This window comes from Clostridium sp. FS41 (assembly GCF_000954015.1).
In the GTDB taxonomy this organism is placed as follows: Bacteria; Bacillota; Clostridia; order Lachnospirales; family Lachnospiraceae; genus Enterocloster; species Enterocloster citroniae.
The window spans coordinates 88,576-110,594 of sequence record NZ_JYHN01000006.1; the positions used below are offsets into that span (position 1 = coordinate 88,576).

At 49.9% G+C, this 22,019-nt stretch carries 17 protein-coding genes; 14 read left to right on the forward strand and 3 right to left on the reverse strand.

Annotation, left to right across the window (positions count from 1 at the left end; translation table 11 throughout):
* Positions 1-15: 15 nt before the first annotated feature.
* The 6 genes from CLFS41_RS00770 to CLFS41_RS00795 all read left to right on the forward strand — a co-directional run bounded on the left by CLFS41_RS00770 (position 16) and on the right by CLFS41_RS00795 (position 6,490).
* A complete protein-coding gene (locus tag CLFS41_RS00770; protein WP_007871275.1) occupies positions 16-207 on the forward strand; it encodes a hypothetical protein in 192 nt (63 codons plus the stop codon).
* A 37-nt stretch (positions 208-244) separates the two neighbouring features.
* Entirely contained in the window at positions 245-1,636 is a 1,392-nt protein-coding gene (locus tag CLFS41_RS00775) for an extracellular solute-binding protein (protein ID WP_045091142.1), read from the forward strand.
* A 31-nt stretch (positions 1,637-1,667) separates the two neighbouring features.
* Positions 1,668-2,642, forward strand: a complete 975-nt coding sequence (locus CLFS41_RS00780) for a sugar ABC transporter permease (protein ID WP_052665563.1) — start codon at positions 1,668-1,670, stop codon at positions 2,640-2,642.
* The gene (locus CLFS41_RS00785; RefSeq protein WP_007871284.1) at positions 2,639-3,478 is read left to right on the forward strand and encodes a carbohydrate ABC transporter permease; all 840 of its coding nucleotides are present in this window, start codon (positions 2,639-2,641) and stop codon (positions 3,476-3,478) included. The genes CLFS41_RS00780 and CLFS41_RS00785 overlap by 4 nt, the downstream gene beginning before the upstream one ends.
* 70 nt (positions 3,479-3,548) lie before the next feature.
* Positions 3,549-5,546 (forward strand): right-handed parallel beta-helix repeat-containing protein, encoded by a 1,998-nt coding sequence (locus CLFS41_RS00790; protein ID WP_045091143.1) that lies wholly within the window; start codon positions 3,549-3,551, stop codon positions 5,544-5,546.
* Positions 5,546-6,490: an AEC family transporter gene (locus CLFS41_RS00795; protein WP_007871288.1), complete on the forward strand. Its 945-nt coding sequence runs from the start codon at positions 5,546-5,548 to the stop codon at positions 6,488-6,490. The genes CLFS41_RS00790 and CLFS41_RS00795 overlap by 1 nt, the downstream gene beginning before the upstream one ends.
* A gap of 96 nt (positions 6,491-6,586) precedes the next feature.
* Here the strand turns inward: CLFS41_RS00795 and CLFS41_RS30600 are convergent, their stop codons facing one another.
* Together CLFS41_RS30600 and otnK are read right to left on the reverse strand one after the other, a co-directional pair.
* The gene (locus tag CLFS41_RS30600) at positions 6,587-7,183 is read right to left on the reverse strand and encodes a class II aldolase/adducin family protein (RefSeq protein WP_007871290.1); all 597 of its coding nucleotides are present in this window, start codon (positions 7,181-7,183) and stop codon (positions 6,587-6,589) included.
* A gap of 33 nt (positions 7,184-7,216) precedes the next feature.
* Entirely contained in the window at positions 7,217-8,503 is a 1,287-nt protein-coding gene (gene otnK / locus CLFS41_RS00805; protein WP_045091144.1) for a 3-oxo-tetronate kinase, read from the reverse strand.
* Between the two features lie 254 nt (positions 8,504-8,757).
* Here otnK and CLFS41_RS00810 point away from each other — a divergent pair, with 254 nt between their 5' ends.
* From CLFS41_RS00810 to CLFS41_RS00825, 4 genes are all read left to right on the forward strand, one after another.
* On the forward strand, positions 8,758-10,668 hold the full coding sequence (locus CLFS41_RS00810; RefSeq protein ID WP_045091145.1) for a sigma 54-interacting transcriptional regulator: 1,911 nt from the start codon (positions 8,758-8,760) through the stop codon (positions 10,666-10,668).
* A 212-nt stretch (positions 10,669-10,880) separates the two neighbouring features.
* A complete protein-coding gene (locus CLFS41_RS00815) occupies positions 10,881-11,837 on the forward strand; it encodes a 2-keto-3-deoxygluconate permease (protein WP_045091146.1) in 957 nt (318 codons plus the stop codon).
* Positions 11,838-11,848: 11 nt separating this feature from the next.
* Positions 11,849-13,006 (forward strand): amidohydrolase family protein, encoded by a 1,158-nt coding sequence (locus CLFS41_RS00820; RefSeq protein ID WP_045091147.1) that lies wholly within the window; start codon positions 11,849-11,851, stop codon positions 13,004-13,006.
* Positions 13,007-13,046: 40 nt separating this feature from the next.
* Positions 13,047-14,417, forward strand: a complete 1,371-nt coding sequence (locus CLFS41_RS00825) for a homoserine dehydrogenase (RefSeq protein ID WP_045091148.1) — start codon at positions 13,047-13,049, stop codon at positions 14,415-14,417.
* Positions 14,418-14,529: 112 nt separating this feature from the next.
* Here the strand turns inward: CLFS41_RS00825 and CLFS41_RS00830 are convergent, their stop codons facing one another.
* The gene (locus CLFS41_RS00830) at positions 14,530-17,013 is read right to left on the reverse strand and encodes an alpha-L-arabinofuranosidase C-terminal domain-containing protein (protein WP_045091246.1); all 2,484 of its coding nucleotides are present in this window, start codon (positions 17,011-17,013) and stop codon (positions 14,530-14,532) included.
* A 527-nt stretch (positions 17,014-17,540) separates the two neighbouring features.
* Between CLFS41_RS00830 and CLFS41_RS29705 the strand changes: the two genes are divergently transcribed.
* The 4 genes from CLFS41_RS29705 to CLFS41_RS00850 all read left to right on the forward strand — a co-directional run bounded on the left by CLFS41_RS29705 (position 17,541) and on the right by CLFS41_RS00850 (position 22,010).
* Positions 17,541-17,855: a hypothetical protein gene (locus CLFS41_RS29705; protein ID WP_147329403.1), complete on the forward strand. Its 315-nt coding sequence runs from the start codon at positions 17,541-17,543 to the stop codon at positions 17,853-17,855.
* Between the two features lie 11 nt (positions 17,856-17,866).
* Positions 17,867-18,481: a YesL family protein gene (locus tag CLFS41_RS00840; RefSeq protein WP_045091150.1), complete on the forward strand. Its 615-nt coding sequence runs from the start codon at positions 17,867-17,869 to the stop codon at positions 18,479-18,481.
* The gene (locus CLFS41_RS00845; protein ID WP_052665564.1) at positions 18,478-20,418 is read left to right on the forward strand and encodes a sigma 54-interacting transcriptional regulator; all 1,941 of its coding nucleotides are present in this window, start codon (positions 18,478-18,480) and stop codon (positions 20,416-20,418) included. The genes CLFS41_RS00840 and CLFS41_RS00845 overlap by 4 nt, the downstream gene beginning before the upstream one ends.
* Before the next feature lie 224 nt (positions 20,419-20,642).
* A complete protein-coding gene (locus tag CLFS41_RS00850; RefSeq protein WP_045091151.1) occupies positions 20,643-22,010 on the forward strand; it encodes an extracellular solute-binding protein in 1,368 nt (455 codons plus the stop codon).
* The last annotated feature ends 9 nt before the right edge of the window (positions 22,011-22,019 follow it).

A 22,019-nucleotide genomic window follows, 5' to 3' on the forward strand; every position in this document is an offset into this window, starting at 1 on the left:
AAGGAGGTGATATTCATGGGTACCGGGCTAAAAAAATTGACCTTCGCAGTTACGCCTGATATTGAAGCCGTTTTGGATAAGGAAAAGAAAGAGCGGTTCTACGACCGTTCCAGGTCGGATATGATCCGTGAACTTATCAAGGCCGGTTTAAGGGGTGTAAAGAAAGAGAATGGGACGGCAGACGGGAACCATGAAATAAATACATAGAAACCCGATAAGAACAAATGTAAAGGAGAGGGACATTATGAAACGAAGACTTGCAGCAATGATGATGGCGGTTGTGTTGACAGGCGGCAGCGTGATGGGGTGTGCCGGCAGCGGGGGCTCTGCATCTGCACCGGATCAGGGGACGGCAGAGGCCGTATCGGCCCAGGCGGCAGGGGAAGCTGCACCGGCCGGTTCGGAAGGTGACCAGGAAGCGGATCCTGAGATCAAAAGTGATGTGACGTACACCCTGAGCTTCTGGCACGGTGCCACGGATGATGTGCGCCAGCAGATGTATGATCATGGGATCCAGCGTTTTAATAAGGCATATCCGAATGTTACGGTGGAACAGACCCGCCTGGACAGTGATGCGTACAAGACAAAGATCAAAACCGTCATGGGGGCAGGGGCCACGGATATCCCGGATGTATTTATGAACTGGGGCGGCGATGTGCTTAAGACATACATTGAATATGGATTAGTGGCTGATATTACGGATCTCATCGCACCGTATAAGGATGAATACTATGACTTTGAGTTCGGCATTTCCACCTTTGACGACAGGATCTATGGAATGGGGATCGGAATCGCGCCTTCCGTGATATTTTATAATACGGAGATATTTAACAAATTGAATCTGGAAGTACCTGCAACATGGGAAGAACTGGATGCCGTATGTGCCAGCCTGAAGGACGCAGGCTATGTCCCCTTTGCATTGGGGAATAAGAATAAGTGGCCGGGACTGCTGGAATATACCATGCTGGGTGTGAACCTGGGGGGAGAGGAGATGTCCAAGGGGCTTTCCAACAGGACCGTTTCTTTTGATAATGAGCATTTTATCGAGGCCGGACGCCGCATATCCGAGTTTTCTCAGAAAGGCTACTATCCGGACGGGACCAATGGAATCGACCATAATGCAGGCGGCAGCCGTATGCTGTTCTATAATGAAGTGGCGGCCATGTTTATCATGACCAATGGATTCCTGAGCAATTGTGTGGCTGAGGATGCAGAGTTTTATGAAAAGGTGGGCACCTTCCCATACCCGGCCTGCAATGACTCCGGGGAACTGGGCATTGTTGCCGGTGGAAATGTATTCTCCATCTCATCCCAGTGTGAATATCCGGAGATGGCAGCGGATTTCCTGTATTATCTCACCAATGCGGATTTCAGCCAGGACTATATTGACGCCGGAAACTGCTTTACAGGCGCAAAGGATGTAACGATCAGTGACCCGCTGGTCCAGGAACAGTTTGATAACCTGATCCAGGCCGACTGGACCCAGAATTTCTACGACCAGCAGTTTGTTGCAGAGCTGGGCGAAGCGTTCAAGGACTATACCCAGGCCCTTTACGGAGGTACCATGACACCGGAGGAAGCGGCCGCAGGTCTTGAGAAGGTAGCGGTTGAATGTTACGGAGAACTGAAACAGTAATCCGTTCATGCCTGTAAGTTAAGGAGGCCCTATGTCTGATCATACCAATGCCGCGGGGCTTGACATACCTGTTCAGAAAAAAGGCAGGACCATTTCGGTCAAGCGTATTCTGACCATTTTGGTATTTATAGCTCCAACACTGTTTTTTTATGGATTTTATAATGTTTTTGCCATTGGCAAAACAATCTATTTCAGTTTTTTGGACTGGAATGGTATAATGTCGGAAGGATGGGCCGGGTGGGACAATTGGGTCCGCCTGGTCCACGATCCCAATGTATGGAATGCCCTTAAGAACAACCTGATCTTAATGGTGACATCCATCTGTATCCAGCTTCCTGGAGCATTGATCCTTGCGCTGCTGATCAATTCCAGGCTGAAGGGGGTGCGGATATACAAAGCGCTCTGGTTTTTGCCCGTGCTGCTTTCCACATCAGCCACCGGTATTCTGTGGAATCTGATGTATGACCCGAATTTCGGCCTTTTGCAGGCCGTTCTTCGGGGAATTGGAAAGGGGAATCTGGTAAAGGGCTGGCTGGGAGAACCGGCATATGCGCTGCCGTGCGTTCTCATTGTTATATGCTGGACATTTATCCCCTTTTATATGATCCTTTTAAAAGCAGGGCTGACTAATGTGCCGGGGGAACTGATGGAGTCAGCCAAACTGGACGGGGCCGGCAGCTGGCAGTGTTTCTGGAATGTGACCTTTCCGCTCCTGCTGCCCACCATACGGACAGCCGCCCTGCTGAATATTGTGGGGTCCTTAAAGTATTTTGATCTGATCTGGATCATGACAGGGGGAGGGCCCAGCGGCACCAGTGAGCTGGTCGCCACCTATCTCTATAAGCAGGGGATCCAGGGATGGAATATGGGATATGCCAGCGCCATTGCCAGCTTTTTGTTCCTATTCTGCGGAACCTTTGCCATTGTGTACTATGGAGCAACCTCGGCCTTTGGAGAGATCGGCGGCGAGCGTTCCAGGAAATCAGGGAGGAGGAAGACAGGTTGAAAGACAATGCAGGTTTACTAAAAGGGATCGTCCGCGCGCTTCAATACGCCCTTTGTCTGATCATAACAGTCATCACCGTGTATCCCTTTATATTTATTATCATGACATCCTTTAAGACACAAAAGGAGTATTTTGGAAGTGCGTGGGGATTTCCAGCCTCCCTTTGCCTGGATAATTTCAGGCTGGTCCTTACCGGGGATTTTTTAAAGTATTTCCTAAACAGCATTATTGTGTGCGTTTCAGCGGTGGTTCTGGTGATCCTCTGTTCCACCATGGTAAGCTTTGCCATATCCAAGCTTCGTTTTAAAGGGGCAGAGCTGTTATTTGCAGTTATTATGATAGGGATGATGATCCCGGTCCATACGACCCTGATACCGATCTATGTGATTTCCAAGGACCTGAATATTTACAATCATCTGATCGCCCTCATCGGCCCATATGTAAGCTTCAGCATTCCCATCTCCACGGTTATCATCACCCAGTTTTTCAGGGATATTCCCCACGAGATCGAGGAAGCGGCCATTATAGACGGGTGCGGATCATTTTCACTGTACGGACGCATTATCATGCCCCTGGCCAAACCTGCGGTATCCACGGTTGTCATCTATGACATTCTCCATACCTGGAATGAATTCATTTATGCAATGACGCTGGTGGACAGCAAGAACAGGATGACGCTTCCCGTGGGCCTTAAGAACTTTTACGGGGAGGCGGCAGTAAACATACCAGCCATTATGTGTGCTGTTTTTATCAGTTCACTGCCGGTGATCATTGCCTATTTCTCAGCACAGGAGCAGATATCCAACGGGTTGACCCAGGGGGCGGTGAAGGGGTAGGCGCGCCCGGTAAAGGGCGGATCATCCGGCGGACGGAACAAAACAGATATCATCTGGAGGAGGACTTATTATGGAATATTATGTATCTGCCAAGGGATCTTTGACAGGAGACGGTTCGAGACAGGCGCCTTTTTGCAGGATCACACAGGCAGCGGAAATTGCCCTGCCCGGGGATAAAGTGATCGTAGCACCGGGAATCTACCGGGAGTGTGTGAACCCTAAGCATGGAGGAACCTCTGACCGGGACAGGATCGTATATTGTTCCGAGGTCCCGGGAGCCGCGGTTATCAGCGGCGCTGAGGAGATAAAGGAGTGGACCCATGTAAAGGATGATACATGGATGACAAGGATTCCGGACGGATTCTTCAGCGGTTATAATCCGTACACCACAGAGGTATACGGAGACTGGTACCGGGGGCTGGGAAGAGTCAACCATGTGGGACAGGTGTATTGTAACGGTCAGGCACTCTATGAAGAGGACAGCCTGGACAAACTATATAGTGACGAACCGCTGGAATGGGCGTGGGATAGGGAATATTCCAGGCAGCACAAATGGTACACCGTGCAGGACGGAGACAGTACGGTAATCTACGCCAGGTTTCCGGACGGGACACCGGCGGAGAACCTTGTGGAGATCAATGTGCGGCGCAGGGTATTTTTCCCGGAACAGACCCATACCAATTATATCACGGTTTCCGGATTTGTTTTAAAGCAGGCAGCCACCCAGTGGGCACCGCCCACCGCATTCCAGGACGGACTGATCGGTCCCCACTGGAGCGTGGGGTGGATCATAGAGGACTGCGAGATCTCAGACTCCAGATGTTCAGGCGTCAGTCTGGGAAAGTGCTGGCATCCTTCGGATAACCGCTGGACAAAGGACCGTATTAAATCTGGAACACAGCTGGAGCGGGACCTGGTGCACTACGCGCAGCACACGGGATGGAGCAAGGAGACAGTGGGATCCCACATTGTACGCCGCAACAAGATATTTAACTGCGGACAGACAGGCATTGTGGGTCATCTGGGAGGGATCTTTTCACTGATCGAGGGGAATGAGATCCATCATATTAATACATACGGGGAGTTTTCCGGTTCGGAACTGGGCGGTATTAAACTCCATGGAGCGATCGATACCGTGATACGCCGCAATCATATCCACCACTGCCACAGGGGGATATGGCTGGACTGGCAGACACAGGGGACCAGGGTTTCCTGCAACCTGTTCCACGATAACCACGGGGAGGAGGACACCAGGATCAGTGAGGACCTGTATATTGAGGTGAGCCACGGACCTGCCCTTGTTGACAATAATTTGTTCCTTTCCAGGTTTGCGCTGAGGGAGCGTTCCCAGGGATTGGCCTTTGTCCACAATATCATTGCCGGTCCCATTGACATCGGAAGTTCGGAGGGCAGGTTTACGCCTTATCATTTCCCGCATGAGACTGATATCATGGGCTGCATGACAATTAACAATGGTGATGACCGGTTTTATAATAATATATTTATCCAGCCGGATCTGCCTGAGGAGAAAAGGCAGGTGCGCAACCCGGAGGTGGCCAGGCTGGTGGGTATGAATCCCCAGGTAAATATAGAGGCAGGGCTTCATATTTATGATGACTATCCACTTCACGATGAATATTATTACCAGTTTACAGATGAGGGCACGCCGGAGACCTCATGGGGACGCCGTTATGACTATAATAGCCATCTCCCCATGTATGTCAGCGGGAATGCATATTTTAACGGCGCCAAACCTTATGCAAAGGAACGCCTTAATTATGTGGACAGGGAGAACAGGATCTATTTTGAACTGGTTAAAAAGGAGGGAGCCTATTATTTCCGCACCAATCTCTATGACCATCTGCCTCAGATGGAGACAGAGTTTGTCTCCACGTCAATGTTGGGAAATGCCTTTGAGACCGAACAGCCATATGAGAACCCGGACGGTTCGCCGCTGCGCATAGAGGAAGACTTTCTGGGCATCAGACGGGGACAGCATCCCACACCGGGACCCTTTGAATACACAGGAGAGGGCCGGAATTTTAAAGAACTGAGAGTATTGCCGTAATGGAACATATCATATTCAGCCTCAATTCAGTCATACCTGTATTCATGGTAATGGGAATCGGCTTTTATTTAGGGAAAAAGAAGATATTGACAGGGGATTTTGTGTCACAGGCCACATCCCTGGTGTTTTATACCGCGCTTCCGGCCAAGTTATTCCTGGATGTATCACGCAGTAACTTCAGCGAATGCCTGGATATCAGGTTTACCGCCTATCTGTTGATCTGTACCTGCGTGTCCTTTGCAGTGGCATGGACTTTATGTGTCCTGCTGGTTAAGGACAGGACCGCTGTAAGCGCGGTGGTTCACAGTGCCTTTAGGGGGAATTTTGTGTATTTGGGCCTTCCGATCTGCCAGAGCATTCTGGGCAGGGAGTCTGTGCCGTCCACGATTATGGTGGTCACCTTTGTGCTGCCTTTCTACAATGTACTGGCTACGATCGTATTATCCTACTATGATCCTTTGGGCCGGAAGGTTAGCTGGAAGAAGATGCTTAAGGATATTTTGACCAATCCCATGATCGTGGCCATTCTTGCAGCCCTGCCCTTTTCCCTGATGCACATCAGCCTTCCATCCGCTGTGGACAAGGCCCTGTCTTATCTGGGGCAGCTTTCAACCCCCATGGCTCTTATTCTGATCGGAGCAGGAACCAGGCCCTCCGCCTTTGCGGGCAGGGGGGCATGGATCATGTTTGGGGCTGTCTATAAGGTAGTGGTCACTCCCCTTCTTTTTGCGGTTCCCATGCTGTGGCTGGGATTTAACCCGGAGCAGATGGTGACTGCCTTTGTGATGTTTGCGGTTCCATCAGCCATGAATGTCTATATTGTGACAAAAAAGATGGGGGGAGATGGTGAGCTGGGGGCTGCCGTTATTACGGTTTCCATGCTGCTTTCCGCTGTCACGCTGCCGGCAGGGATATGGTGGTTACGATTTATGGGAATGGCATAAGGGATTTTTGTGAGCCGCAGATCATACGTTCTGCGGCTTCTTTTATGCTTCATGATTTTTTCCTCAGATAAGAAGAAGGATGCGCCTTAAGCTCCGTTACAGGTGATGCAGCCCTGCCCGGTACAGTTCCCAGGCAACCCTGGCGCTCTCTTCCAGCTCCTCCAGGCAGTAGAACGCATCCATTACTGTTTTGCCGGGCACAACCGGACCATGGTTCCTTAACAGATATCCCTGGCTTTCATGGACACGTTCCCTGAATGCGGCAAACAGTGCATCGGAGCCAGGCTTTTCGTAGGGGACCAGTCCAACAGTGCCCAGCTTCATTTTCAGATAAGGAGTATGGTCCGGAATACAATCGTGCTCCGAAAGGTCAGGTACAAATGTCCACAGCACGGAGTAGGTGCTATGGGTATGGATCACGGCTCCAATATCCTCTGATTTCTCATAAAGAGCCAGATGCAGAGGCCATTCCTTGCTGGGCTTTTTACCGGACACAGGTGTTCCGTCCAGGCTGATTGCTGTAAAATCCTCTTCACTCATAGTGCCGAAGCAGGAACCGCTGGCACTGATATAGATAAGGTCATTGTGACGGAAACTCATATTGGCCGAGGAACCGGCCGTCTTTCCCCGCTGAAACAGGCTGTGGGCAGCCCATACAGCGGAGTTCAGTTTATCATGTAATACAGAATCCATTTTTCCCTCCAGATCATTATGTTGGTGTCCTTGTTACTTGGATGTCATTGTAAGGGCGCGGCCAAAGAAATCCTCCTGCCCAAAGTTTCCGCTTTTGAGGATCAGACGGATATCCGGCCGTTCCGCCGGTACCATGATAGGTACTCCGGGAGCCACACTTTCCCCCATCCAATAGGAGGAGAATCCCAGCCCTTTGGTCACTGCGCCGGAGGTCTCTCCCCCCGCGGAGATGATCCTGGTGTAGCCCTGTTCCACGGCACGGACTGCCAGCCGGGCTGTGGTGCCTTCCAGCATGTCTGCTACTTTTTCTATACCCAGTTTTTGGAATTCCTTCACTTTTTCAGGGGTATCGGAGCTGTACACAAGGACCGTATCAGGGCTGCTGCTGTGCGTTTCTATGAACTGCCATGCATCTTCCAGGGTCTGCTTTCCATCCAGCATGGCTGCCGGATCCAGTTTATAACATGGTTTTCCCTGGCTTTGGTACCATGCGATCTGTCCCAGGGTGGCCTTGGAACAGCTTCCTGCCAACAGCAGGGCCTTTCCATCAGTACCGCTCTCGGGTATGTGGCCTTCTGAGGAGAGCCTGTTTGTCCACATTTGCGCCAATGGCTCCAGAAGTCCGCTTCCTCCTGTGAGAAGGGGAAGATGGCCGAAAGCAGCGGCAATCCGGCTGCCGTCTTCAGGTTCTTTATAATCAGGGATCAGGTAGAGGGGGGATCCGAGAACCTGTTCCAATGATCCGGGGGAGAAATGTTCCACTTCTTCCGTGGTAAGGCAGCGGCATTCATAGCGGCTCTGAGGTTCCATCAGCTTATCAATCCTGCAGTCCCACATGGGGGTCAGGGGATGGTTCTTCATATGGCTCTCATGGAGGGGAACATCGTTGACCAGGAGCATTCCGTGTTCCACCGTTCGCCCATTGACCGGAAGAGCGGGGCAAAGCAATGTGTAAGGAGCCTTCATAAGGTCCATTAAGGCATCGGCTACCGGCCCGATATTGCCTTTGGGGGTGGAATCAAAGGTGGAACAATATTTAAAATAGATCTGCTTAACGCCCTGAGCCAGCAGAAAGCGGGCGGCCCTAAGACTGTCGGCCACGGCCCGGCTGGTTTCCTGGGTTCTTGATTTTAATGCAATGACAATGGCCTGGGCATCGTCAGGGCGGTCCGGGGAATGATGGCGGTCCGGGCCTTTTTCTAAAGCCGGTTGATCCGGGATTCCGTTGTAAAGGCGGACACTCATACCTCCTTTTACCAGAAAGGAAGCCGCGTCACTGGCCCCGGTGAAATCATCGGCAATGCATCCTAATACAGCCATGGGTATACCTCCTTTTACCTTGCGGTATTTCATTTATACCTATTATACAGCAATTTTCATGCCAGACGTAATAATAATTTTTTATGTCTTTACATTCCAGGCAAAAACCGCGCCGGTACAGGAATGGGGAAAATGATCCCTCCATTCTGTCTCTTGACTGTAAATGTTGCAGCGTTGTATAATCAAAACAATGCAACATTTTCGCAACACAACATTTTTGCAACATCTATTATGATAAAACATGGGGGTAAACTATGATCCGTCTTTTATTTATTGTCCCGTATCCCGAGTTAAAAGATAAGGTAGAATACGTGGTTGCACATCATCCTGAGAGTCAACGGCTGAATGCGGATATCCGGGTGATGACAGTGGAGGATACGCTGGATGTTCCGGCTGACCAGTATGATGCGATCATTGCAAGGGGGTACTCGGCACTAAAAACATCTGCTAAATACACACAGATCCCTACGATAGGATTATCCATCTCAGGATATGATGTGGTGAGGGCCATTTCCGAATGCTGTGAGACCTACCATCCAAAAAAGATCGCAGTATGCGGATTCAGCGGGCAGATGTATGAGGTAAAGGATATCTGCCGTTTATTTAAGACAAGCGCGGAAGTCTATGCTCCCATCAATCCGGAGGAATTGCCCGCTACTCTGGAAAAAGCCAAAGCAGCGGGATGCGATGCCCTGATCGGCGGGTATTCAGCCAACATCCTGGCGCGGCAGTACAATATCCCGTCTGTTATAATACGGACAGGGGAGGATACGGTTTTGCAGACATTGGATGAGACTCTTCATACAGTGGACCAGATCCGCCAGGAACGGATCATTTCCCAGATGTATAAGACCATCATCTATTCATCCAAGGACGGTTTACTTTATGTGGATTCCGGGGGCGTAATCAAGGTGCGTAACCGGGTGGTGCGTCAGATGAATGGGGATATCAGCCTGATGAACCAGCCCCTAAAGCAGGTTCTTCCCTATCTTCATAAGATGTTCCTTTCCGTTGTTGCCAGCGGGCAGGGGGAAACAGGGCGGATCCTTGCTATTCCCGGAACCAAGGTTACCGTATCTGTGAGTTGTACGCCGGTCATTGCCAACAATGAAATGTCAGGAGTTATTTTCAATCTCTCTGACATTACCATGATCCAGGACCTGGAAAGCCAGATCCGGCGCAAGTTAAGCGAGCGAGGCTTCCAGGCCAAATATACCTTTGATGACATCATTTATCAGAGCAGTATTATTCACAATACCATAGAAAACGCCAAACGGTATGCTGACTCTGATTCCAATGTCATCATTGTGGGGGAGACGGGAACGGGCAAGGAGCTGTTTGCCCAAAGCATCCACAACAGCAGCCAGCGTAAAAATGGACCTTTTGTAGCGATCAACTGCGCGGCCCTGCCTGAGAATCTGCTGGAAAGCGAACTGTTTGGATATGTGGAAGGCGCCTTTACCGGGACAAGCAAAGGCGGGAAAATGGGGCTTTTTGAACTGGCCCATGGGGGAACTCTTTTTCTGGACGAAATTGGGGAGATATCCCTATCCATTCAGAGTAAGCTTTTAAGAGTACTGCAGGAGAGACAGGTGCGAAGGATCGGTGACAATAAAGTGATTGATGTTAATGTGCGCATTATTTCCGCCACCAATAAGAGTATTGGAAAACTTTCCGAGCAGGGACTGTTCCGGAGAGATCTGATGTACCGTCTGGATGTGCTCCGCCTGTTCCTGCCGCCTCTTAGGATGCGGGAAAATGATGTGGAACTGCTGTTTCTTCATCTGTTGAACGTGCACAGCAGGGAGAACCGCCTTCCGGTTCCCCGGCTGGAGACAGGGGCCCTTGCAACCCTTCACAATTATCCATTTATTGGAAATATACGGGAACTTAAGAATATAGTTGAACGTACCTGTGTGTTTAAGACTGGGGATTGTATTACAAAACAAAATCTTCAGGATGCCCTGTACCCACCGGACCTGGACGGGGGGCCGCTTCCTGCGCCTGCTCATTCTCTGCCGGACTCTCTTTCCCTGGATGAACCGGAGAGGCTGCGCACGGCTCTGAAGCAAAGCGGGGGAAGCCGGACGCAGGCGGCCAGGATCCTTGGCATGGACCGCTCTACTCTTTGGAGAAAGATGAAGAAATACGGATTGCAACAATGATGCGTTGCGATTTAAAACAATTGCAACAAATATTGGGGAATATTTAAAATTGGGACCAATGATTTGGGGATAGGAAAAAACGCAGATTTGTATGTATTTTAGCGGAGTTTTTTCCTGCCCCCATGTTTGATTGACTGATTTGGCACATTAATTGCTGTATATGTGGTTAGCATGTGAGACAGAATGCAATAACCACAAAGGAGAGATGAGGTATGAAGATTTGTGCAACAATGAAAAAGTTTCCGGGGGGAATGATGGTAATACCGCTGTTGCTGGGGTGTGTGATCAACACGTTTATACCGCAGGTGTTGGAAATCGGGGGATTTACAACCGGGCTTTTCAAAAACGGAACATCGGCACTGGTAGGACTGTTTATCCTGTGCAGCGGTGCAACCATCAGTTTTAAGCAGGCTGGTATGCCCCTTTACAAGGGCGCTGTCCTGACCGCACTAAAGTATATAATCGGTGTGTTGATCGGCTGGGGGCTGAACAGGGCGTTTGGACCAGCCGGAATACTGGGGTTGACTCCATTGGCAGTTATTACGGCAGTTACCAACTCTAATGGTGCGATCTATACCGCTCTTGCAAAGGAATTCGGCGATTCCACGGATGTGGGAGCAATCGCGATCCTGTCCTTAAACGATGGACCGTTTTTGACAATGATCGCCCTTGGTGCAACCGGATTGGCAGAAATTCCGCTGATATCCATTATTGCTGTGATTGTACCCCTTTTTATCGGTATGTTTTTGGGAAATGCAGATGAGGAGTTTAAGATGCTTCTGACAAACGGACTTGCTATGCTGCTGCCGTTTAATGGATTTGTACTGGGCGCTAACATGAGCCTTATGTCAATCGTAAAGGCAGGTGCAGGCGGTATTGTCCTGGGACTTGTGACCGTTGTATGTACCGGTGTCCTGACCTATTACATCTACAGTGCGATCCGCCGCAAACCGGATCCCATGGGTATGGCTATTGGAACCACTGGCGGAAATGCAGTTGCAGTGCCGGCCTCTGTTGCAATGGCGGATCCATCCCTGAATCCTGTTGTGGAAGTGGCGACTGCCCAGGTTGCGGCATCTGTAGTTGTCAGCGCGATCCTAACTCCGCTGCTGACAGGGTATTTTTATAAAAAGGCACAAAAAAAACAAGCTGAGACAAGTGATAAGTAAGGAGCCGGATTATGGAACGATTATTAATAAAAGCAGGGACGATCATTAAAGGACAGGATTTAACTGAGGTAAAAAATGGTGCCGTATTAGTGGAAGACGGCAAAATCTCAAAAATTTATGAGCAGGTTACGGACGTAGAGGGACTGGAAGACGCGGTTACTATGGATGTGGGAGATAAGACTCTTATTCCCGGCATGATCGACTGCCACAATCACCTGGCCCTGGACGCCAGGATACCTAATCATCTGGTAAAGATGAGCGACTGTGAGGCGGAGCAGACATTGAGGGCAGTAAAAACCATGCATGACGACCTTCATGCCGGAGTCACTACGGCCAGATGCCTTGGAGACAAATATTACATTGATGTGACCTGCCGCCAGGCCCAGAGGGAAGGAAGGTTGGAGGGGCCAAGGCTGGTAGTCAGCGGAATTGGGATGAGAAGTCTTCACGGCCATGGTTACGTGGGCATGCCTCACTGCGGTGCGGAAGACTTTAGAAAGACATCCAGGGAAAATATTGCCAGAGGGGTGGATTTTCTTAAAGTCTTTATGACAAAGGTGATCAATGCTACACCATTCATCTATCACTTTATCACCCCGGAGGAGCTTCGGGCAGTGGTTGAGGAGGCAAAGAGCGTAAATATAACCACGGCATGCCATTGTTCCGGAGGCCAGGGGCTGGATGACTGCCTTACGGCGGGAATTGACTGTCTGGAGCATGTGTACTACATAACAAAGGAACAGGTAGAGCGGGTCAAGAAGATGGACCGGTGGGTGGTGTATACGCCCAGTTATGCGCTGAATGACGATTTGCTGTTCAAGTTTTCGCCACATGACAAGGAGGGAAGCCTGAGAGAAAAAGAAATCATCTGCGGTTGTCTGTCAGAGGCCATTGCAGGCGGATTAAAGTTTGGAATCGGCACAGACGGGCTTCACGGCGGCCTTGCCAGGGAGGCCCAGTACATTGCACAGTTGGGAGCAAGCAACAGGAATGTGCTTGCAGGCGTTACCACCCAGGCAGCTAAGCTCTGTGGAGTGGACCAGATCACAGGTGCGGTCAAGGAAGGACTGGATGCGGATCTGGTGATTGTGGACGGCAATCCTCTGGAAGATATAAAGGCCCTTTCCAGGGTAGAGCATGTGATCCAGGGTGGAAATGTAATTCGATAATAAAAAACTCACATTCAGAATGTAAAGGAGACTTATCAGTATGGATTATACAAATTTAATCAACAACACAACCGGAAAAACCTCCAAGGTAGGCATTATCGGCGCCACCCGCGGCTATGGCTACACGCTGCTTGCCCAGATCCCCAAGGTAAAGCATATGGATTTAAGGGTTATCTGTTCCCGGCATCCAGAGGAGTGCCTGGAGGTGTTAAAGGAAATCGGGTATGATGAGGACCAGATCATTTTCTGTGAGGGAAAGCCTGAGATCGAACAGGCGCCCAAGGAGGCTATCCTTATAGTCAGTGATTACCGCCTTGTGATGGAATGCGGAATCACTGCCCTTGTGGAGTGTACGGGAAATACGGCGGTCAGCTCTGACGCAGCCCTTGCAGCCCTTCGGGCAGGAGTTAATGTGTATATGGTTTCCAAGGAAACAGACAGTGTGTGCGGCCCCCTTTTGAACCAGGTGGCTGCAGAACATGGTGCGGTGTATGCACTGGTCAATGGCGACCAGCCCCGCAACCTTCTGGACCTCTATTCCTGGGCCATGCTTTTGGGCCTGGAGGTAGTGGCGGCCGGGAAGTCCAGCGAATATGATTTTGTGTGGGACAGGGAGACAGGGGAATTTACCTGCACGGATGGAAGCGGTGTTGTGGAGAAGATACCGCAGATGCAGGACTGCTGGTATTATAATGGCGTGGAAACACTGGATCAGCGCCGCAGCATACTGGAGAAATACACAGGAGTTATCTCCGCTGACCTTTGCGAGATGAACCTGGTTTCCAATATTACCGGACTTGTGCCCTCCTCTCCGTTTTTAAGCTATCCTGTGGCCAAGACCAGCGAACTGGCTAACATTTTCATTCCCGAGGAAGATGGAGGAATCCTTAAGAAGACAGGAGTAGTGGATGTGTTCTACAACCTTAGGGGTAAGGATGAGGCCAGCTTCTGCGGCGGAGAGTTCATTATTGTCAGGTGCGAAAACGAAAAAATGTGGGAGATCCTTAAGAGTAAAGGTCATGTGATGAGCAGAAACGACAAATACGCATGCATCTATTATCCATACCACTATATGGGCCTTGAGACTCCCATATCCATTCTCCTGGGAGACCTTATGGGGATCGGGACCCATCCTGAGTGCCGCCAGGTATCTGTTCTGGCCGGTGTTGCTGAGCGGGATCTGCCAAAGGGCACCCAGCTTACGGTACAGGGCCATCACCATGCAATCGATGGCCTGATTCCTGAACTTTTGGAAAGAACATCCGGCCAGGACCTTGCTCCGTTTTACCTGCTAAACGGAACAACCCTGCTCAGGGATGTAAAAAAGGGCGACCCCATCACCCTTGAGGATGTGGATCTGGCAGGTTTGGAGACATATAAGCTGTATGCCCAGGGTCTGGAAATCAAGTAGAACAGGGAAGATAGAACATATATAACAAAATAAGCTGAGTTAAAACAACCCGGCAGTAAGGTCTAAGCGATCACCTTTAGGAGATCGTACCTTACTGCCGGGTTGTTTTTAATTATGATACTTCCCGCAAAATTGCTTTTTTAAGCCTGAGAACTGAGAATGAATAGGCCGGAGCCTGGTAGGTAAATGTGTCCGCCCCATTGTCAAAGGTGCGGGTTACAGGGGAGACTTTCAGGGGTTCCTCAAGCGAATTTGTATCCTTTGGGCAACCAGTCAACAGCTCTGCTTCGTATATTGCCTGGATGGCGCAGTCCAGGCAGATCTCCACCGCCTCATGGGTCTTGTCAAAATTTACGATCTTTACATAGATATAGGTGTCATCCTCAGACGCAAGTTCAGCAATCATGGGATAGGGAACCATCTCAGCTGTCTGTACCAGCAGGCCGTTGAGGTAGCAGTCAAATCCCCCATGTCTTGTGACTACCTGGAAATGGTTGTATTCCCCGTAGCGTATGGGAAGGGGGCTGGTTGAACCGAAGTAGCTGTAATTAAAACGGTTGACGGATGCAAACCGTCCCTGCCCCTGTTTGATGGACCATACATACCGGTCTGTATAAACAGGGTTCCAGGATGTATAGAAGGGATCGGTCTCATCCCTGGAGAACAGCATGGGAGTGCTGTGGGCCCATACGGCGATATCGATCTCCTGGTCCGGTGATAATAGCAGCACCTCCAGATCATAGGTGCAGTGTGATGCTTCTTCCTCCCCAAAGGTGACAAAGGCGGTATGCGGGGGGATATGCCCCATGTTGGGATAACCCTCCAGCTGGTCTGTGTAATCGGAGGTAAGCTCCAGGGAGCCATCCTCATGGTGCGTCACGCTGCCAATAATCCCATGGGAGAAACCAGCAGGGCGTCCGTCCACCTTTACATTCCGTACCCGCGTGCCTTCCTGGTAGGCAATGAGACCATTCAGGCCTTCCGGTTCCGGGTAACCGTTTTTAACGTCCGACCGGGTACATAACAGCCTTTGGTCATGGCTTTTGGAAAGCATGGACAGGGCGTGGTAAAAGGGGATTCCGTAGCAGGCATGATTGTTAAAGGCGATCAGGTTGGGATACCATGCAGTATAATCCACGTTCTGGAACAGGGGCGCGTAGGCTGTGAGCCGGACAATGTCCTGATTTTTTTCAGCGTCCATGAGATACATGGTCTCTGCCAGGGCTGACTTCAGGTTGCCGATATCCAGTCCGCTGGTGACCGCATATTCCCCAATGAATATTTGAGGTCCGTTCCTGTGGTAATCACAGTATTTTTTGGCAGCGGTCACAAATGTGTCTGCCGTGCTGTACAGGTGTTCATCCACGATCTGGGTGGGAAGTCCCAGCTTTTCCGTGTGGGTGTTGGATATCAGTTTCAATTGGGGGTAACGCTGGTGGATCGCATGATAAAATTTCTCGTACCTGGAAAAGTATACTTCCCTGTCATTTTCATTTCCGATTTCCAGGTAAGTTAGCTTAAACGGCTCCGGGTGGCCTGCCTGGGCGCGCAGTCTGCCCCACCTGCTGCGGGCAGGGGCGATAGCGTAGTCAATGGCGTCAAAGGCTTCCCGGATCCATTGTTCCAGCTCCTCCCCCTCAAAGAACTCTGGTTTTCTTCCCTGGCAGGTAAGGCCGCAGTTGACCACGTACATGGGTTCTAAGTCCAGATCCTCGCAGATCTGCAGGTATTCATGGTATCCCAGGCCATTGGTGGTGCGGTAATGCCACATCAGGTTGTGGCTGGGGCGTTCCCATACAGGGCCGATCATATGGGGGAAGCGGATCGCGGTTTCCTTGGTAAAGCCTTCCACAATACATCCTCCGGGAAAACGCAGGAATCTGGAATGGGTATTCTTAAGCATTTCCATCAGGTCTTTTCTCATTCCGTGTCCCTTGTAGGTATCCCGCGGCATCAGGGAGATAAAGCCGATCATCAGCGTTCCCCCGCTGTCGGATCTCAGTGTGAAACGGGCATCCGGATCCGTCTGGTCAGGGCAGAGGGAAAGATCAAAGCGGGTGTATTCAGGCGCATCTATATCCAGGGATTCCCTGGCATAGACATGGCAGTCTGCGGATTCCAGATTGACGGACAGCTTTACCCTGCCTTTGGCAAACAGGTAAAGATCATAAGATTGCCCCTGAACCAGAGACAGGCCCCGAAAACCGATGTTGGTTACAGAACCTCCTGGTTCAAATGTCAGGTCCAGGGCTGCCAGCCTGTTTGCGTTTAACCTGTCCTCAACATTCAATTCCATGGAGACACCGTGGGCGTACCAGGCCGGAACAGGGGTTTTTTCAATCCCTTCCAGCCAGCGCTCTAAGCCTTCTCCGTTATTAAACTGGTCCCTCCATCCCTCAGGTGTTACAAATCCATAGGTTCCCTTAAGGGGTTCACAACGTTTGGGAAGGATGGAATCTTCAAATGCCCGGTTGCGGAGCATTTCCGGGTAAAGCCCCCCGTCCCCTGAACGGTTGATATCCTCGAAAAAAAGCCCATAAAAGTCCGGCGCTGTGTCAAACAGTGCCTTTTTTGTACAAATCTTGATAGAACTCATTGTGGTCACGCTCCTTACTGTTGGTATGCTGCCTGAAAACAGGTTTTTGTTACGTATGATAAGTAATGAAAGCAAAATCAATGCCAAACGTAAAAAGGCTGTGATACCGGCAGCATTTGCATAAAAACCCCCTTTTGTTTTCATGGCCAAGTGTTACATGGTCTGTTCATTGCGTTCGGGCGTTGCAACGGTTTGAACATGCCGGGATACCCTTTCTCGTATTTATGTGCCTTAAAGGCGGTAAAAACGTGATAGGAAAGGATAGGATCCTTCAGATTTGCATTGGCATGATATTTGCGAGAATATAAACCATAGAACGAGATGAGCAGAACTTAGAGAGAAGTGTATGAGAGATGTATATTATATAGAGAGTGGTCATTGCAATGTGGCAAAAGGTTCTGACATTGCATGAGATGAACCATTGTGATAAAATTCAGAAAGATGTGAGAAAATTTGCTATGAATAATCTGATTTTCAGCCTTTAATCTGTTATACCCGTATTTCTTGTAATGATTGTGGGATATTGTTTGTCAAAATGCAAAATGATAGACCAGTCTTTTGTGGGCCAGATGGGATGGATTATGGCCGGCTCCTTGTATAAGGTGGTCATCACACCGCTGGCATTTGTCATTCCCATGACGTGGCTGGGATTCAGTTCCGAGCAAATTGCAACTGCCTTTGTTTTATTTTCAGTTCCGTCTGCCATGAATGCATATATTGTGACGAAAAAGATGGGCGGGGATGGAGAACCGGGAGCCGCAGTTATTGTGGCTGCCATGTTTTTGCCTGTCCTCACCATGCCTGCCGGCATATGGCTCATCAGGTCAGCGGGCATTATATAGGGAGGTCTGATATGAAACAGTTTTTTAATGTAGATAATATTATTTTCAGAGGAATCAGCAAATGGATGGATTATATATTTGTAAGCTTCCTGTGGTTTGTGTTTTCCATACCCCTGATCACCATGGGAGCTGCCACGGCAGCTCTTTATCATACATCAGGGCAATGTCTTATATCTGACAGGGGGTATATCTTCCAGTCATTCTGGGGCAGTTTTAAGAACAGCTTCAGGCAGTCAACCATATTGGCAGCAATCCTGGGGGTGTTATTCGGGGCGATCCATTTGGATATGAACCTGGTAAGGGGGCAGGCGGCTATGAAAATGCTCCAGACCCTATTTGTGGCTGCCAGGCTGCTCTTTCTAATGATAGGCGTTTATGTGTTTCCGTATATTTCTAAGTACAGGGTGGGAATGGTTCAGATCATAAAAGATTGCGTCTGTCTTTGCGTACTGAGTCTTCCATGGACTATTCTTCTCACCCTTATACTGACAGCAGCCCTGTGTCTGATATCCATTATACCGGGAGCGATCCTCATTATGCCGTCCTGCGTGGGAGTGTTTTTTAACCTGATCCTGGAGCGGATCTTCAGCAAGTACGGGGATAACGGGGGGAGGGAGGAAGATTGAGGAAAATTACATATTTTGTCCCATATCCGGAGCTGATACCCGTGGTGAGGCGGCTTATGGACCAGCCGTGTTATCAGGGGATATTTGTCAATGCATCCATCCAATATTTTCCAATAATGTATGACGTGGAGGTGGAAGATGACTGCGATCTGGTAATTGCCAGGGGCTATTCCATCCATGTGATACGGGAACGGTTCAGCGGGGCCATTGTGGAGATCCCCATAACGGGCAGCGATATTGTCAAGGCCATTGCCCAGTGCAGGAAGAATACAAATTGTCAGAAGATAGGGCTGATCGGGGATTATTCAAACATGAAGGATATCCAATCCATGAGCTCTCTTTTTAATATTAATTTTGTGGTCTACGTGATCGACAATCCGGACCAGATCGAGGACATGGTAAAACGTGCCATAGAAGAAGGCTGTGACGCTTTGATCAGCGGCAGCCATGCAAATAAGTGCGTGATTAAAAATGGGTTCAAGGTCTACTCCGGTATTATAGAAAACAGTGAGGAGGCCATTGCACGGGCGCTGAACTCAGCGGCCAGCCTTTTAAAGAATATGGAATATGAGGCCAGCCAGATGGAACTTTTAAGACTGTTGGCTGAAAATGTAACGGACGGTCTTATATTTGTGGATGATAGGGAGCGCATAAGGATAGCCAACGCCAATGTGGGAAGGATATTCCCAAACAGGCGCCCGGTGGCCGGAAAGGGATTCCAGGAGGAGTTTTCTTTTATGACCCGCAATTATCTGAAGGCATGCAGGGAAAAGCAGCATCTGGACAATGAGATCTACCGGACCAGGGATATGAACATTGCGGTGGATTTTACCCCGGTGATGATCGAGGATAATTACAAAGGCATGATCATCACTATCCGCGACATTGGAAGGCTGCAGCAGAGGGAGGCGCAGATCCGCACAAAGCTGAATGAGATGGGCCTTTACGCAAAGTACCAGTTTTCTGATATCATCCATCAAAGTCCTGTGATGGAGCATGTGATCCAACGGGCAAGGAAATTTGCATCGGTCACCTCCAATGTGCTGGTATATGGTGAGACGGGAACAGGTAAGGAGCTGGTGGCACAGAGCATACACAATGACAGCAAGCGGAAAAACGGCCCCTTTGTGGCCATTAACTGTGCGTCCTTTCCCGAGAACCTGCTGGAGAGCGAGCTGTTTGGCTATGAGGAGGGGGCGTTTACCGGCGCGGTCAAGGGCGGGAAGGCCGGACTGTTTGAACAGGCGCACAACGGCACCCTGTTTTTGGACGAGGTATCGGAGCTGCCTGTCAGTTTCCAGGGAAAACTTCTCCGGGTCCTGCAGGAGCGGGAAGTGCGGCGTGTGGGAGGAAAACGGGTGGTTAAGATTGATGTGAGGATCATTGCAGCCACCAATAAAAACCTGAAGCAGATGATCCAGGAGGGACTTTTCAGGGAGGATCTGCTGTACCGGCTGGATGTCCTGAACCTTTCCATACCGCCTCTCAGGAAACGGAGGGAGGATATCAGGCTTCTGGCTGAGTATTTTCTGCTAAAATACAAAGAGCAGTTTGAGACATGTGCGGACCATTTTACCGGACATGCGGTTGAACTTCTATGCGGTTATCCTTTTAAGGGAAATATACGGGAGCTGCGCAACATTGTGGAACGTCTCAGTGTTACTGTTCAGGACGCAACAGTCCATGCCTCGGATGTGGAGGAATCCCTGGGTCTGAATGACACGGATACGCAGCCGTATCCGATCCAGCATCCAGGCCAGATGCCTCCCGTGTACCAAGATTCCCCGGCGGATCCGATATATGCCAAGGAAATCCGGAAAGAGGAGGTCGTAAGTCTTTTAAAGGAGTGCGGCTATAATAAGAGCGAGGTGGCCAGGCGGTTAGGCATCAACCGGACAACCCTGTGGAGAAAGATGGGGAAAATGGGTCTGTTATAACCAATCTGTTCGTGTTCAAGAAGCAACGTTCAGGGCAACGGAAAAAGGCAACACATCCAGGAGATGGGAGAACGGTTCGTAACGTTCTCCTGTTTTTTGTTTTTGGGGAAAGCATGGATAAACAAGGTTTTTGGGGTTCTTTGCCTCAACGGTAAGGTCATATCCGGGAGTTGGCACATTGTTTGCTTATTATTATGGCATCAAGATAATAAGGAGGTATTTCTATGAAAAAATTATTGGCACCGGCTCTGGCACTGACAATGGCCTTATCGCTGACAGCGTGCGGCGGGGGCTCCTCTGAGACGGCAGGGGGAGGAAATTCAGGGGGAACACAGGCGGCACAGACAGCGCAGACAGAGGCTGCGGGAGGCCAGACCGGCTCTGGGGAGGGCAATGTAGTGACTGTCTGGACATCCAATGAGCTGCACAACCATATGTTTGAATTCGGGGAAAAGGTTTACAATGAAAAGCATGGGGATAACCCGGTGGAATTGAAGATAGAGGTCTATCCCAATGCGGAAATGGCTAATAAGCTGCTGATCGCCCTGCAGTCCGGTGTGGGCGCTCCCGATATAGCGGATATTAATATTAACTATTTTTCCAATTTCTTAAAAGGGGATATCCAGCTGGTTCCGCTGAATGATATTGTGGAAAAAGAACTTTCCAGCTGTGTCCAGTCCAGATTCGATCTCTATAAGAAGGACAGCAGCTACTATGGGATCCCTACCCATGTAGGGGCTTCAGTAGTCTATTACAATATGGAGATCCTTGAAAAAGCAGGATTTACCATTGAGGATGTGGATGCCATTGAGACATGGGACCAGTACAAGGAGATGGGCTTACAGGTATTTGAAAAGACAGGTATACCCATGACCATATATGAAGTATCCAACCAGCGTCCCTTCTGGCCTATGATCGTACAGCGCGGCGGGGATTACCTGAACCCTGACGGAACCGTTGCAATGGACAGTGATTCCAACATACAGGTTCTTGAGTGGATGAAGGATTTCTGGGATACAGGGGCAGTGGTAGCTGCACCGGGCGGTTCCACGTCCGTGGAGGAATTCTGGACATGGATGAATCAGGGCGGCTGTGCATCCCTGACCATGCCGTCCTGGTTCATGTCACGCTTTACAAACTATATGCCTGATCTGAAAGGAAAGATCGCGATCCGTCCTATGCCTGTGTTTGAGGAGGGACAGCCTAGAACGGTTGGTATTGGGGGAACCGGTACGGCCATTACCACCCAGTGCAAGAACGTGGAACTGGCAAAGGAAGTGCTGTATGAGTCAAAGCTTACATATGAAGCAAATGTAAATATTTGGGAGTGTCTCCAGTTTGACCCGGTAAGGACTGATGTGTGGACGGATGAAAGGCTGACAGCCCCCATGGAGTATTTTTATAATGAGTCCTTCTTTGAAATCATGGGCGCATACGTGGACGGCTGCCCGTCACCGGTCAATGCAGAACTTTCCGTTGCGGCGCAGGATCTTGTGAACAACACGGTCATGTACAGCGTGTTTGTGGATGGCTCCCAGAGCCCGGCAGAGGCGTTAAAAGCAGCAGCTGAAGAATTGAGGGCGCAGCAGTAGATGTCCTCT